General features: G+C 54.4%; 12 protein-coding genes. 6 read left to right on the top strand and 6 right to left on the bottom strand.

Features of this window, described 5'->3' with window-relative positions; translation table 11 throughout:
- Nucleotides 1-82 precede the first annotated feature (82 nt).
- The 4 genes from CGZ80_RS21450 to ribH all read left to right on the top strand — a co-directional run bounded on the left by CGZ80_RS21450 (nt 83) and on the right by ribH (nt 3802).
- Entirely contained in the window at nt 83-799 is a 717-nt protein-coding gene (locus CGZ80_RS21450; RefSeq protein WP_094417730.1) for a zinc ribbon domain-containing protein, read from the top strand.
- Between the two features lie 84 nt (nt 800-883).
- Nucleotides 884-1591 (top strand): dephospho-CoA kinase, encoded by a 708-nt coding sequence (coaE, locus tag CGZ80_RS21445; protein WP_094417729.1) that lies wholly within the window; start codon nt 884-886, stop codon nt 1589-1591.
- Between the two features lie 281 nt (nt 1592-1872).
- Nucleotides 1873-3339: a transcription termination factor Rho gene (gene rho, locus CGZ80_RS21440; RefSeq protein ID WP_094417753.1), complete on the top strand. Its 1467-nt coding sequence runs from the start codon at nt 1873-1875 to the stop codon at nt 3337-3339.
- Nucleotides 3329-3802, top strand: coding sequence for a 6,7-dimethyl-8-ribityllumazine synthase (ribH, locus tag CGZ80_RS21435; RefSeq protein WP_094417728.1), 474 nt, complete (start codon nt 3329-3331; stop codon nt 3800-3802). Before rho ends, ribH begins: the two co-directional genes overlap by 11 nt.
- A 24-nt stretch (nt 3803-3826) precedes the next feature.
- Here ribH and CGZ80_RS21430 read toward each other — a convergent pair whose 3' ends face one another.
- Nucleotides 3827-4549 carry a prolyl oligopeptidase family serine peptidase gene (locus CGZ80_RS21430; RefSeq protein ID WP_094417727.1) on the bottom strand — a complete coding sequence of 241 codons (723 nt, stop codon included), beginning with the start codon at nt 4547-4549 and terminating at the stop codon, nt 3827-3829.
- A gap of 363 nt (nt 4550-4912) precedes the next feature.
- Here CGZ80_RS21430 and CGZ80_RS21425 point away from each other — a divergent pair, with 363 nt between their 5' ends.
- Nucleotides 4913-7204: a tetratricopeptide repeat protein gene (locus CGZ80_RS21425; protein WP_158222802.1), complete on the top strand. Its 2292-nt coding sequence runs from the start codon at nt 4913-4915 to the stop codon at nt 7202-7204.
- A gap of 16 nt (nt 7205-7220) precedes the next feature.
- Here CGZ80_RS21425 and CGZ80_RS21420 read toward each other — a convergent pair whose 3' ends face one another.
- Together CGZ80_RS21420 and CGZ80_RS21415 are read right to left on the bottom strand one after the other, a co-directional pair.
- Nucleotides 7221-7883, bottom strand: a complete 663-nt coding sequence (locus tag CGZ80_RS21420) for an RNA polymerase sigma factor (protein WP_094417725.1) — start codon at nt 7881-7883, stop codon at nt 7221-7223.
- 33 nt (nt 7884-7916) lie between these two features.
- Nucleotides 7917-9674, bottom strand: a complete 1758-nt coding sequence (locus CGZ80_RS21415; RefSeq protein ID WP_094417724.1) for a patatin-like phospholipase family protein — start codon at nt 9672-9674, stop codon at nt 7917-7919.
- A gap of 186 nt (nt 9675-9860) precedes the next feature.
- On the opposite strand from CGZ80_RS21415, the gene CGZ80_RS21410 reads away from it, so the two are divergent.
- A complete protein-coding gene (locus CGZ80_RS21410) occupies nt 9861-10841 on the top strand; it encodes an aldo/keto reductase (protein WP_094417723.1) in 981 nt (326 codons plus the stop codon).
- Between the two features lie 73 nt (nt 10842-10914).
- On the opposite strand, the gene CGZ80_RS21405 is transcribed toward CGZ80_RS21410, so the two are convergent.
- From CGZ80_RS21405 to CGZ80_RS21395, 3 genes are read right to left on the bottom strand one after another with little or no spacing between them, the layout of a single operon-like run.
- Nucleotides 10915-12036, bottom strand: a complete 1122-nt coding sequence (locus CGZ80_RS21405) for a hypothetical protein (protein WP_143544077.1) — start codon at nt 12034-12036, stop codon at nt 10915-10917.
- A 41-nt stretch (nt 12037-12077) separates the two neighbouring features.
- Nucleotides 12078-13172, bottom strand: a complete 1095-nt coding sequence (locus CGZ80_RS29285) for a GNAT family N-acetyltransferase (RefSeq protein ID WP_094417721.1) — start codon at nt 13170-13172, stop codon at nt 12078-12080.
- Between the two features lie 9 nt (nt 13173-13181).
- Nucleotides 13182-13508, bottom strand: coding sequence for an ArsR/SmtB family transcription factor (locus CGZ80_RS21395; protein ID WP_094417752.1), 327 nt, complete (start codon nt 13506-13508; stop codon nt 13182-13184).
- Between the last annotated feature and the right edge of the window lie 186 nt (nt 13509-13694).

The following is a 13694-nucleotide window of genomic DNA, read 5'->3' as shown; positions in this document are numbered from 1 at the left end:
ACGCATGGCGGTATCATGGGGATTGCTACCTCGCGAATGCCAGCGGGCAATTTGCCTAACTTCCCAGAACCGCAATCTCTTCATGGCTGTTGATAAAAACATCACCTTCGACGGTGACCTTCTGCGACGACTGCACTCCTTGCACCTTCAAGTCAGTGATTTGGAATCGCAGTTGGCTCGTGGGCCACGTCAGATCAAAGCAAGTGAAGCGATCGTACAACAGTGTGAAGAAGACCTGGACAACGCCCGCGCGGATGTCAGATCAGCGACAATGATTTGTGATGAAAAACAGTTGCAACTGAAGTCGCGCGAAGATCATATCGAGCAGCTCAAAGCCAAATTGAACACGGCGGCTAGCAACAAAGAATTCAACTTGTTGAAAGAGCAAATTGCTGCTGACGAGCAAGCGAACAGTGTGCAAAGCGACGAAATCTTAGAAGGCCTTGAGCGAATCGATTCGCTTAACGAAGTCGTCGTCGAAGCCGAGAAGGTGTTGAAGTCGAAGATCGCCGAACAAGAGCAACACACCAAGCAGGTGCAAACGCGATTGGAAAAAGTCAAATCCGATCTCGAATACATTCGCGAAGAACTTGCCAAGGCAGAGAAGCAGGTGCCTGCCTCTGTAAAATCAGAATACGTTCGTCTGACCTCGTCTCGTGGTGACGAAGCGCTGGCGGCGATCGAAGACGATTCGTGTGGCGGATGCAACCAAATGTTGACCACTCACATGATCGACCGAATTCGTTTGGGATTCCTGATCGAATGCCCCGCCTGCGCGGCATGGCTGTATCGGAAATAAACGCCCGACACGACCGGTGCACGCCACGATCGAATCCAACTTTGTCACTCATTGCAGCCCCGTGATCATTTTAGGATCAGACCGATGATCATCTTAGGAATCGTTGGATCACCGGCAGGCGGCAAATCGACGGCTGCGGAATACTTGGCTGGCCTTGGTGCCGACTGGATCAATGCCGATCTGATTGCACGTGATTGCTTGTCAGATCCTCAGGTGATCGATGCCCTAGTCAGTCGCTTCGGGAATGAGATTATTTCTCAACCCGAGAACGCAAACGTTCAATCCGAGTTTGACGCTAAGACTCAATTGGACCGCTCGAAAATCGCCAACTTGGTTTTTGGCGACTCGTCGGACAAGCGTGACAACCTGCGATACCTCGAATCGATCGTCCATCCACCGACGCGGCAGCGTATTTTGGGGCGAATCGAGAACGCGGCAGAGCAAGGGGCGCTAGTTGCCCTTTTAGATGTCCCGCTGCTGTTCGAATCACAATGGGATTTCGCGTGTGACGAAATCTGGTGCGTTCACACAAGCACCGAAATCCGGCTGCAACGGATCAGAATCCGGGGTTGGGACCGCCAGGAATTGGAACGTCGCGAACGTTGCCAGATGGCAATAGAGACGAAATGTCGGCTCAGCAATCATGTTATGTGGAATGATTCGACCTTAGACGCTTTACATGAAAATCTCCATCGACAATGGCTGAAGCTCGCTAAAATGAATCTGTCGTTGGAGAAACGGCGCCCCGAAGAACTCTTTTCGGGGCTCAATAAGCACTGCCTATCTGACTAATCGCGTCAAGGTTGCAAGGATGTGACGATCGAGAGGAGACGGAAGTCCCGAATTCGGACTTGCTTCGTCGCGCCCACCAATTCGGCACCACGCCGTCGGGCTTTTTGACTAAGTTGGACCGTCTCGAGGTGTCTCCACTACCAGGAGACCTATTCCCTCCTCAATCCCACCCAGCGCTTGCTGACAACCCCGCTCCTTCTCTTCACCTGCGTCCCCAGTGACGCCCCAGTAACATGCAATCCAAAGGGCCTTCGGGCGAAAACCATCGCGGTGACGACCGCATGCATAAACGTCATAGCAATTCGCGTGGCTTCACCAACCGACGCGGCCGTCCCGTTCAGCGTCACCCCGATAAAGTCGTCGATCAGCGCATCCGTGAACTCGATGCCGAACGCGACCCACTCTCGCTTCCTGAAGAAATTGTCAGCGAGGCGACGAAGGTCGGCAAACGCGTCGGCATTCCGTCCGGTGACGACGGGCCACAACTCAGCCTCGCAGAACTGCAAGCGATGCCGGAATCGGAGCTGCATGAGTTGGCGACGAGCGAGGGGATCGAAAACCCTGACGATATCACCAAACAAGAATTGATTTTCGCCATTCTGAAAAACCGCATGAAGGCAGGCGGTTTGATGTACGGCGAAGGCACCTTGGAAATCTTGCCAGACGGTTTCGGATTTTTGCGAAGCAGCAAACACCACTATGTTTCCTGCCCCGACGACATCTACGTCTCGCCAAGCCAGATCCGCCGTTTCGGACTGCAGACAGGGAGCCATGTTGCTGGCCAAATCAGACCACCGAAAGAGAACGAGCGTTACTTCGCACTGCTGCGAATCGAAGCGATCAACCGTCGCGACCCGTCACAGCGCAACGCCGCCATTCCGTTCGAAGAATTGACACCGCTCCATCCCGATCGACGCATCATGATGGAACATAGCGTCGAAGAACTGTCGACAAGAATCGTCGACATGTTAACGCCGATCGGTTTCGGACAGCGCGGATTGATCGTAAGCCCGCCCCGCGCAGGAAAGACGATCTTGATGCAGAACATGGCCCGCGCCGTGCTGCACAATTATCCCGAAGCGTACGTCTTTATTCTATTGATTGACGAACGGCCCGAAGAAGTCACCGACATGGAACGCGAAGTTCGCGGGCCTCAGTGCGAAGTGATCAGCAGTACCTTCGATGAACCGGCGCAGCGACATATTCAAGTCGCGCAAATGGTGATCGAAAAAGCCAAACGCATGGTCGAGTCCGGGATCGACGTTGTCGTATTCCTCGACTCGATCACACGACTTGCCAGAGCTCACAACAGCGATGGCGAATCGACCGGCAAGCTACTGACCGGCGGCCTGGATGCCGGAGCGATGCAGAAACCCAAAGCGATCTTTGGTTCCGCTCGCAAAACCGAAGAAGGTGGTTCACTGACCATCCTTGCAACCGCTCTTGTTGATACCGGGAGCAAGATGGATGATGTGATTTTTGAAGAGTTCAAAGGGACGGGCAACTTGGAAATCGTGCTGGATCGCGGATTGGTCGAACGGCGAATTTGGCCGGCAATCGACATCAGTCGCAGCGGTACCCGGCGTGAAGAGATGCTGTTGGACAAAGACGAATACCAGCGTATTTCCGCCTTACGTCGCGCGATGGTTGAAGTTTCACCAAGCGAGGCGATGGGTGATCTGGTCAAGCGTTTGTCCAAGACCCAGAACAATGCCGAATTTTTGATGAGCGTAAAGGATGTCGACTGAGATCACCGGAACCGAGGGACAACTTCCCAGCGGAAAAATTGTTATCATCGCGAGCCGATACAACGAATCGATCTGCGATTCTCTCGTCCAAGGCAGTCTGAAAACACTGCGTGAAGCCGGCTACGGTGACGACAGCTTATCGGTGATCCGTGTGCCCGGCGCATGGGAATTGCCAATGGTCTGCGCCAATGCACTCGATAGCGTCGAGGTCATCGCGACAGTCGTGTTGGGCTGTGTGATCAAAGGCGAAACCACGCACGACGAGCACATCAATCGCTCAGTCAGCGACGCGATCATGGAACTCGGCCTAACCACTCGCAAACCGATCGGCTTCGGACTACTGACTTGCAATACGCTCGACCAAGCGTTGCAACGCAGTGGCGGAACCGTGGGAAACAAAGGCGAAGAGGCAGCCGACGCGGCGCTCGAACTTTTGCGGTTGGGCGTCAAGCTGAGCGCATAAGCGTCGGGCTGTTGACCGTTCACATCAGTTTTTCTGATGTGATAGCAGCCAAGTGTAAAGCTCCGGATTGTTGTAGGTCTCGGTCCACGAGTCATGCTCCGCATCCGGATAGACCGTAAATCGAGGCTCGCCGCCTGCTTTCTTTAGTGCTTCGACCATCACTTCGGAGCGTTCTAGCGGAACCACGCTATCTTTTGCGCCGTGGAATACCCAAATCGGTACATCTTTGATTTGCCGAGTGAGGAAACTTTCGCCTCCTCCACAGATAGGTGCGATCGCTGCAAAACGATCGGGCGTGTACGCAGCCAACGCCCATGTTCCGAAGCCTCCCATGCTCAATCCGCTCAGATAGACGCGGCTTTCGTCGACATTGTGAGTGCGAATGACCTCGTCCAACAACGCCGTCAACTGATAAGGCTCCCACCGTTGCCCCGATTCACATTGCGGCGATACCACGAGAAACGGCATTGATTTACCGCCCTCAATCAGCTTTGGCGGACCATGCTTTTTCACTTTGTTCAAATCGCTTCCGCGTTCGCCAGCTCCATGCAGGAACAGAAGCAAAGGCACCGGCTTTCCGTCGGCTGAATAGTCCTCTGGCAATGAAATCAGGTAACGCATCCGGACTTGAATGGTGACATCCAATTCCATCGCCTGTTGTGATGGCTCGTCCGCGTGACTTGGTGACGCGAACATCAGACCACTTAGCAGGGAAACGACCAGGCCAAACGTGATCGCTCGTTTCATTGTGGGGACCTTGGGATTAAGAGGGAGGTAGCTCGACTCGACGGTGAAGCGTCGCCAACGGTGAGCTCATTCTAGTGCAAACGCCGCCATCTCTGTACTTGCCAGACACTCGTCCGGAAACCCTCAGGAACGGCATCCTGCGGGCACCCACAGATTTTTGTCCGACGATTAGCGAACCCATTCGCCGCGGTATAGCTGTTCTCGCCTCGGACGCGGCCTAAGTCTGGCGATCAATTGGTCGAACTCGTGAATACTGCCGAGACACGTTGCCGAAAAACACTCAAGTCACCCACTCAAATCGGAGTTTTCGGTGGCGTTTAAGCGAATTCATTGACGCTTCGAATGGGCGCATCGGTACAGACCATGGCACGCAACAAATCAAAATCACTTCCCAAACGACGTCGCCCGAAATCTGCACCGCCTGCACTCGACTCGCACAGCGAGCAGCTATCGAACGCCATCATGCTGCATCGCGCCGGCCAACTTGATTCCGCCAAGCAGATCTATATTCAGATCATCAGCGAATCGCCCACACATTCTCAGGCATGGCACCTGCTGGGGATGGCCCTCTATAGCGCCGGCGCCCACGCCGACGCACTTCAGTGTCTTCAACAATCCAGAACGTTTGGCGGGGATGATCCCGAAATGCTCGGCCACATGGCTTTGGTCCTGCATGCGAACGGCAATACTGCCGACGCAATCAGCCTGCTGAAACACCTCCTTTCAATCACGCCAAACAATGCCGAGTTCCAAAGCAACCTCGGAGTCTTGTATTTGGAATCGAACCAGCCTGAACTGGCTCGCGAACATTTGACGACTGCCCTTGCGATCCAACCCGACTTCCCACAAGCGTCCATGAACCTAGCGAATTGCCTGGTTCGCCAAAACCAAGTCCACGATGCCGAAGTGATCTATCGGGACTTATTGAAACGGGACCCAGACAATCTTGACGTGCTCGGAAACCTCGGGGAATGCCTTCGCAGACAAAGTCGCTTTCAAGAGTCAATTGATGTGCTGAATCAAGTGATTCCGGCACGTCCTGAAGACTTGGCCTCCCGCTTGACGCATGCACGCGCGACCCTGCAAATCGGTGAAGTTGAAGATGCGGCAGAACTGTTCAAACAGATGACTGTTGCGTTCCCGTACTCGGCGAAAGCGTTTCACTTTCTTGGCACAACCCTGCAAGAACTCGGTGATTTGCAAGCCGCCGAAAAGGCACTTACACATGGATTGCAATTGTCACCAAACGATGCCGACGCGTTATGTTCGATCGGCTACCTGCACTTGGATTCGGAACGGCGTCAGGAAGCATACGATTGCTTTAAAAAGGCATTGCACATTGATCCAGCGATGAGTGACGCGCACGGAAGTCTGTGTTACCTAATGACTGGAGATCCGTCGCTCTCCCCTGAGTCGATCTTCGAAGAGCATGTCCGCTGGGGCGAACTGCATGGCTGCAAAACGCCCATTTGTGTTCACACCAACGATCGCACCCCCAATCGCCCTCTACGGATTGGGTACGCGTCAGGCGACTTTCGCATGCACGCCGTCGCGCGATTCTTTGAACCGCTATTGCGTCTTCGTGATAAACAGCAGTTCGAGACATTCTGCTATTACGAGTCTGGCGTTAACGACCAGATGACGCAACGATTGAAATCTCTCGCCGATCACTGGCGTGTGACCTACGGCTATTCGGATCAACAAGTCGCACAGCAAGTCCTCGACGATCGAATTGACATTTTGGTTGACCTTTCCGGACACACGCTCGGCAACCGCTTGACGGCATGGTCGATCAAACCCGCACCGATTCAGATTTCCTGGCTTGGGTACCCAAACACAACCGGGCTTGATGCGATCGACTACACCTTTACATGTGAAGTCCAAAACCCACACGATGAACCGACGTACCATACCGAGCAACTGATTCGGATTCCGGGTGGTTCATTTTCATTTCAACCGCCACCGGATGCACCGGAGATTTCAAAGCTCCCTTCGATCGAGCGTGGCCGAATCACACTGGGATCTTTGCATCGTCCGTTCAAGATTTCTTCGAAGACATTGGACTACTGGACCGCTGCACTACGAGCCTGCCCCGATGCGGCACTTCTGCTCTTCAACACGCAATTCAACGAGCTTTCGATGCATGAAGTAAGGTCGTCGCTGATCGAACGCGGCGTTGCTGACGCTCGAATTGAAATCCGGAATCAAATCACCGGAGATTCCTACCTAGAAATTTACCGTGAAATCGACATCGCCCTCGACGCCACGCCTTGGGCGGGGGGCACGACGACGATGGAAGCCTTATGGATGGGAATTCCATTGGTTGCGGTCTATGGCAACAGTCGACCGTCGCGCGGAACGGCAGGAATTGTGCACCACCTCGGTTATCCCGATTGGATTGCGGCCGACGAAGAAGACTATGGCGTCAAAGTCGCAAGCTTGGCGAGCGACATCGACCGATTGGTCTCGCTCCGGCAGAACCTGCGCGACCAAGTGATTCGCACGATCGCCAATGAACAACGTTTTGTTACGGAAGTCGAGAATGCTTATCGCACAATCTGGGGACACTGGTGCCAGAAAGCAGGTGTCGCGCCGATTCCGGCAACCGAGCTGATGACCACAGGTATGCCCGGAATGATTCCGACGAACGGCTAGCGATTCACAGAACGGGTTATGCTTCTGCCGATCCCAGTTCTGGAAAAACGCTCTCGTCGAGTTCAGCCCGTTTAATGATCGACCGCATGCGAATTTGGAAATCGCTTTTGTAGTTCGCCACTTGTTGCTCGGTCAGACCGAGGGACTCGGCAACTTGCTTGTTGCCCCAGCCAAGCACAACGATTAACTCCATCGCTTGCAGTTTGACGAAATTGCCGGAGTCTTTCCAACGCCCGATCTGTTCCTCGATTGCTTGGGCGATTGCGTTAGCTTCAAGATTCTTGCGTTCGACACTTCGAGCAATACTGCTTGCCATCCGAGCTCCGCCGGGCAGATCGATTTCGCTGCTGCTGCTCTTGTGACCTTGCAGCTGAATCGTTGGGCGACGACCTTCGCGGCGCAAGTGATCGGTCAGCTTGTATGCGCAGATCGAAAACAGGTAGCTTTCAAGTGGTCGATTTCCGTCGTAGTTTGGCAGGCTGACCAGGAAGCCGACGAACGCTTCTTGAACGATATCTTCGGCGGCAGCGGCGTCGCGGATCCGGCTACGCGTGTACGCAAGCAGTCTGCCTTCGTAGCGTTCGATCAGCGACTGCCACGCTTGTGCGTCTCCATCGCGAATCTGTTGGACCAACAGTTCGTCGGCCGATGGTTGTCCGAAATCGTTTGCAAGGTTCATGTATCGTTCGCCGTGGTGGTCGTCATTGTGCGGTCAGTTGATCAAGTTCTTGACAGTTTCGACCGCCTTTTCGCCCGCCTCTCTCCCGGCATCAATGAGTGCGTCGACCGCGTGGAAGTCTTCGATCCGAAAATCGCTGGTTTGGGGGATAATTATCAGGTCACTTTCTTCGCGATGCAGGGCGCTACAATGACGCCGACTGATATCCATTGCCCTCAAAAGTGTAGAAAAGTAACTTGGCTTCTTCAAATTGCCACGTCGATCTTTCCCATAGTGGGTGGTGATGGTGGACCCAACATCGATCGAAATCACTTGGTCACAGCCCTCGCTCCGCAGCACTGACGCGGGGACGTTCATCAAAACACCTCCGTCGACCAGCATTTGACCGTCTTGAATGATCGGCCGGCCGAAGACCGGGTGATTGATACTTTGCAAAACCGCTTGGACCAAATCGCCAGAGCGTCGAATCTGTTGCTCGCCGCTGATCAAATCCAACGTTGTGATCGCGAGTGGCAAATCAGCCTGCTCAAACGTCAATTGACTCATGTAACGTCGAAGCTTCGCTTCAAATCGTCCGCCACGGAAACTGTGCAATAAAAAGATGCGGCGCAGTGCCGAACGGGAGGCCATGATCGCTGGCGGCACCATTTCTTTGCGGAAAAAATTGCCTACTTCTTCGGCGGGGAACCCGATTCCAATCGCGGCAGTGACGATCGCACCGGCGCTGGTTCCGGCAATCGAATCGAACACGATTCCTTCGCGGCGGAGGACTTCTAAGACACCAATGTGGGCGATGCCGCGTGCACCGCCTCCGCCGAGCGCAAGTCCGATCCGGCGACCCGCAAGCGCCCGATACAACCTTGTCACACTTGCCGGATCAAACCTCGCGGCAATGCCTTTTCCGTGGAACCGACATCGAATCGCAGTATCACTCTGATTCATTATCGGGCGTACCGGTTGATCGCCATCGAACATCAACGCCTGAACTGGACGACGATGAACCGGAATCGACTCGAGATACGTTTGATTGGATTCGGAAATTCCTTGGCTTGCTGAAACCGCAAAGACGACGCGGTTGCACTCCTGGACCGCGGCATGGGTCGCGTCTGGCCCGTGCGCGACCGTCACACACAGGGATTGGTCAATCCGCTCGGCGATCGTGATTCCGAGATCACGCGGCTGTACGATGATCGCGTCCCGGTCAAAATCTGCCGGACATTGGTTTTCGGTATCTGATACCACTATGGGTTGGATGATGCGGTCCGACGCGCGTAGCGTTGCCACCAATGCTTCCGCAAGTCGCCAGCCTTCGGGGTTTTGAACGATCACCGCGACCGAATGCAACCCACGCTTCGCTTTGCGGTCACTTTGCCGGGCCGCGTTCATTTGCGACAGTCGACGAGTCAACGACCGCGTGACGTTTTCAAGGAGCTCGGGATAGGTTTTCACCAAGCGACGGTAGTCATCGCCAGAGAGCACCATTGTTTCAACATAAGTGATCGCGCTGACTGTCGCACTCCGCGGACAGCCCGAGATCACGGATGCTTCGCCAAAGTGCTCACCTGGTCCCATCATACTGAGCGTTCGCTCGGCAACCGCTGGTCCCTCTCCCGACCAAACCCGCACACGTCCGGCAGTGATCAGGAACAGCTCGTCACCGGATTCACCAGCCTGGACGATCGTCGATCCCGCTTCGAACGATTTCGGCTGAAACGCCGACAACACGTTTTCCAAGCCATCATTGCTCAAGCCCATCAGCAACGAGCGCGCAATCGATTCGTCTCGATCCATCGGAAAAGCTCTGGCAATTTCGTCTAAGTAGCCGGGTAAAGAGGCATATCAGGGTAGCGAAAATTGACAACCTTTTGCAGCACCATTTTCTGACTCCCCAAAGCCGCGACCTCGGCGGCTTCTCAGACCACGCTGCGTCTGGGAAGATGCCATAGAGAATCAATTAACAGACTCGAGGTAATTTGAATGAGCGACGTGTTTCCGATTAGTGGCGGCGACAAAATTCCTGCGGTGGGATTGGGAATTTGGAAAATCGATCCGTCTGACACCGCCCAAGTCGTTCGTGACGCGATCGAAATCGGTTATCGCCATATCGACGCCGCCTGTGACTACGGCAACGAAGTCGAAGCAGGAAAAGGGATTCAAGCGGCTATCGAAGAAGGGTTGGTCAAACGCGAGGATCTATGGGTAACGAGCAAGCTTTGGAATACCTATCACCGGCCTGAACACGTCCGTCCGGCGCTGGAAAAATCGCTTGCCGATCTCGGCTTGGATTATCTCGACCTGTACCACATTCACTTTCCAATTTCGCTCGCCTACGTCGCTCCTGAAAAACGATACCCACCGGGGTGGTTCTTCGAACCGGATGCCGAAAATCCGGCGATGAAAGAAGACTTGGTACCGATCATTGATACTTGGAATGCGATGATCGAACAAAAGACCTCCGGGCTGGTCCGAAATATCGGTGTCTGCAATTTCGGTGTCTCGTTGATCCGCGACTTGATCGCATCCTCCTCGCAAAAGCCATCGGTGTTACAAATCGAGCTGCATCCGTATCTCACGCAGCAAAAATTGCTTCGCTACTGCGCCGAACAAGACATCCATGTCACCGGGTTCTCACCCCTTGGTGCACAATCGTACTATTCGATCGGTATGGCTGAACAAGGTGAAGGCGTCATCGATCGCGAAGAGACAAAGTCGGTTGCCGCCGAGGTCGGTCGCACGCCGGCTCAAGTCGTGATGCGATGGGCCATTCAACGTGGGACGTCCATTGTCCCCAAGACATCAAAGAAAGATCGTCTTCGCGAGAACCTTGCTCTGTTCGATTTCGAGTTGAACGAGAAACAGATGGAGAACTTGACGTCGATGAACCAAGATCGGCGCTTCAATGATCCCGGCGACTTCGGCGAAAAAGCCTTCAACACGTTCTATCCGATCTACGAATAGTTCACGCTACCACCAAAGTTGATCGCGATGTCGGCAAAAGCTCCGCGTCGCGATATTCAATCGCCGATCGACCCTATGCGGTCAATCGGCGTTGGTATTCGACCAGACCGTGCAATGCGTGATAAAGAACTCCACATTCTAAGTCGACTTCGCGGCAAAGCTCCAGCATGTCACAAAGTTTGTTGACACTGCGACGCACCCACGGCTCCTTTAGAACGGAGTCGTCGCCGGCAACCGCGATGACCTCCAAAACATGGCCGGTCGTTCCCAGCGACTCGCCCAAATCGCTACACCAGCCCGGACGATGCAGGTACGCGGTGCTGTAGGTACCATCCGGGTTTTGATTCTGGCGCGCCATTTCCAGAGCCGATGCTAAGTGATCTTCGGCTTGGGCCCAGACACCGTTAAGCGAGTTTCCTTCGGCCCGACGATTTCGTAGAGCGTAGGCGATTCCGATCAGCCGATGTGTCCCCCCGCAAACGCTTGCAGACAGATCTCGAAGCACTTCGGACTCGACCAATAACTCGGTGCTATACGTGTCACCGTCGCGTGCGGTCCAGCGGTAATCCGTTGGACGGTAAAACGAGAGCGGGATCAGCGTCCAACTGAATTCGGCCTCGTAATTGATCGGTACGTCAAACTCGGCTTGCCGCATCCAGTTCTCGATTCGCATCGACGTGTCTTCGATTTTCCATTCTGCGTCGAGCCGTTGTCCGGCTTGTGCGAGCACGGCGAGCCATTGGTCGCGGTGGCCTTGGCCGACTTTGGTGCTCGCTTGAAGGTCGACGAGGTAACCGTAGGTACCGTCGCCGAACCGATTACCAATACGCGGACGAAAACCGTCGCAGACGCCGCCTGCCGCGAAGTACTCGACGGCGTTTTGTCGGCCTTCGGGGGTATCGATCGTGAATTCGTTCGCGAAGGCCAGAATGCCGTGGAAGATCTGCCAAGCTCCATTGACCATCGTCGACAACCCGCGAGATTGCTTTTCGCGGACCAGCGTCTTCTCGACGCGTTCGATCACTTGTTCGACGCTCGGGGAATCCGAGTCGGTTGCGGTTGAAGCGTCCTGCTGGCCCGGCAAAGTCTCGGGCATCGACATCGGGCAGCCAGTGGTTAAGATCGCCCCCGCACCGATGGCACGCAGTAAATGACGACGACTGATTGAATGGGTCGGTACTGTGTGGGACTTCATCGCTTGCATGAATGGAGTTCTTAGCCCGGATCGATCGGGCGCTATTGCAATTTCGAGTGACCGGCGCTTGGCCAAATCGTTCGCCCAATTCTCTTCAAAGGCTGCCGCATTGGCAACGACTTCGACGCCTGGATTGCACGGTTACGGCCGCAATTTAGCACGCGATAGGCGAGTGATGGAGAGACACACCCTTGACTGACAACGCCGGTCGAGTCCGTTTGCTTCCGTTTGTACGGCTGCTCGCCATATCCCATATCGATACACCGTACGCGGTGCTGCCCAGCTTGCTGAAGAATCGAAACGAACAGGGCCGTGCCCGGCGAATACTTGGAAAATGCGGGGTCGTAAGCAGGGAACCAATAGTGTAGCCGATCGGCTTCCCACAAGCCGAAGTGCGCTGCAACCATTTGGTCACCTGCGAAAAGCGTAGAGAGGATTCCGCGTGGCCCTCTGCTATCCGTCGGGCGATGGAAAAGGGATTCGATTAGTTTCACTGTCCACGGTGTCGCAAACAAATCCAGAGTATGCGTCCGTTGATATTGTTCGCGTTTCAAGTTGATTGCTTGACGCAGATTATCGTGACATCGGCAATCGAATTCGAAGGTGACGGGGCCGACTTCGCGAGCGAGCTTTCGAGTCTTTTGACTCTGTCGCCGGACGGTATTGTGTCGCGAGCACAGGCTGGCGAGATACTCGTCCGGTTGATCGCCGATATCACAGCGAAAGGATCGGACTTGTTGCTGGCACGTCCAAGCCGGCAAACGATCCAACGGTTCTCCGATGAGGGCATGAAAATGAAACGCGGTCAATCCCAGCTTCGTGACCAACCAAGTTAGGCCGAGATTTTCGTCGGGAGCTTTGATCAGTTGATGCGCGTCGTTTAAGAAGCGACCGACGGGATACGCGTGTTTCCCTTTTCGATGAAGTGGCAGAAACGCGATCGGGTCGTGTCTGCGACGCACGATTGCTACGTCTACATCGAGGCGTGAATGGTGAACAGCTTGCGCGAATTCAACCGCGAAAAATGGCGACTGATAGTTTGAATCTGTTTCCCGCAGTGCTCGCCAATGGTCCAATTCCGTAGCTGTGACCTTGTCAAACGGGGTCAGACTGGCATGGAGCGAACGGGGTTCCATGGATCAGTATCAGTCTCGGACGTCCAAACGGCAGCAACCGAAGTCCAGAACCGCATCACTTTTGCGTTTCTTTGCGTCAAGGATTTCGTCACTGAGGGAATAGTAAATGTACTTCCCCTCACGGCGTGTCTGCACGATGTTGGCATGAAAAAGCACCCGCAGATGATGAGAAACAGTCCCAACTTCTTGCCCGAGAAGTTCGGCAATATCGGACACGGCGAGCGGCCCAACCTGCAAAGCGCGAATGACTTTCAGACGCAAGGGATCGGCAACCGCTTTCAGATAAGCGGCGCACTGAACGTCTTCTTTCTCGGATTCGTTAGTAGATTCGTTCACAAAGCAGACAACACGGGCATCGTGACGGACGTGACTAAGCCATCGATTATAGGAAAGCACACCGAACTGTGAAAACCCATTCACCACCTCGCTGCCGAAAGGTGCCACCCGCAATTCACGAGAACAACAATGACGACACCCCCTCTCGCGACACGCCAGGCATAGAAATACCAGGGAACATCAAAG

Source organism: Rhodopirellula sp. MGV, from assembly GCF_002251265.1.
Taxonomy (GTDB): Bacteria; Planctomycetota; Planctomycetia; order Pirellulales; family Pirellulaceae; genus Stieleria; species Stieleria baltica_A.
The sequence above is the reverse complement of the archived record's forward strand: the minus strand, read 5'-3'. Positions and strand labels throughout refer to the sequence as shown.

Bases quoted from the DNA above. Each gene is read 5' to 3' on its own strand.
- CGZ80_RS21450 (WP_094417730.1), top strand. From the start codon at position 83: ATGGCTGTTGATAAAAACATCACCTTCGACGGTGACCTTCTGCGACGA.
- coaE (WP_094417729.1), top strand. From the start codon at position 884: ATGATCATCTTAGGAATCGTTGGATCACCGGCAGGCGGCAAATCGACG.
- rho (WP_094417753.1), top strand. From the start codon at position 1,873: ATGCATAAACGTCATAGCAATTCGCGTGGCTTCACCAACCGACGCGGC.
- ribH (WP_094417728.1), top strand. From the start codon at position 3,329: ATGTCGACTGAGATCACCGGAACCGAGGGACAACTTCCCAGCGGAAAA.
- CGZ80_RS21430 (WP_094417727.1), bottom strand. From the start codon at position 4,549: ATGAAACGAGCGATCACGTTTGGCCTGGTCGTTTCCCTGCTAAGTGGT.
- CGZ80_RS21425 (WP_158222802.1), top strand. From the start codon at position 4,913: ATGGCACGCAACAAATCAAAATCACTTCCCAAACGACGTCGCCCGAAA.
- CGZ80_RS21420 (WP_094417725.1), bottom strand. From the start codon at position 7,883: ATGAACCTTGCAAACGATTTCGGACAACCATCGGCCGACGAACTGTTG.
- CGZ80_RS21415 (WP_094417724.1), bottom strand. From the start codon at position 9,674: ATGGATCGAGACGAATCGATTGCGCGCTCGTTGCTGATGGGCTTGAGC.
- CGZ80_RS21410 (WP_094417723.1), top strand. From the start codon at position 9,861: ATGAGCGACGTGTTTCCGATTAGTGGCGGCGACAAAATTCCTGCGGTG.
- CGZ80_RS21405 (WP_143544077.1), bottom strand. From the start codon at position 12,036: ATGAAGTCCCACACAGTACCGACCCATTCAATCAGTCGTCGTCATTTA.
- CGZ80_RS29285 (WP_094417721.1), bottom strand. From the start codon at position 13,172: ATGGAACCCCGTTCGCTCCATGCCAGTCTGACCCCGTTTGACAAGGTC.